This window comes from Clostridium sp. DFI.1.208 (genome assembly GCF_024463855.1).
Taxonomy (GTDB): domain Bacteria; phylum Bacillota_I; class Bacilli_A; order Erysipelotrichales; family Erysipelotrichaceae; genus Clostridium_AQ.
Genome location: NZ_JANGCA010000343.1, coordinates 1 through 255, shown reverse-complemented (window position 1 = coordinate 255; position 255 = coordinate 1). Strand labels below are relative to the sequence as shown.

The 255-nt window shown below is 33.3% G+C and carries 1 protein-coding gene; it reads left to right on the top strand.

The window, feature by feature from the left end:
* Positions 1 to 255, top strand: a 255-nt coding sequence (locus NE665_RS24610) for a hypothetical protein (protein WP_256302795.1), incomplete at both ends; no start/stop codon positions are given.

The following is a 255-nucleotide window of genomic DNA, read 5'->3' as shown; positions in this document are numbered from 1 at the left end:
TAAAGTCTCTTGGTAATGTAGAAGTAAAAGAGTTTATGCTATCAAAAGATGGGTATAACCTTATTGGATTTCTTGGTAAAGGTACTCATTATAATTGGCTATCATTGCCGCAGCTATGTATCAGCGTCGAACTTTCAGATTTCCATGATGATTTTTGGAATACTGAGCAATTAGCTTCATCTCTTGACGATTTTGTTTTGATTGATTTGCTTATTTGTACAATTCACGACCTTGATCATTTGTTTGGTAAAGTTA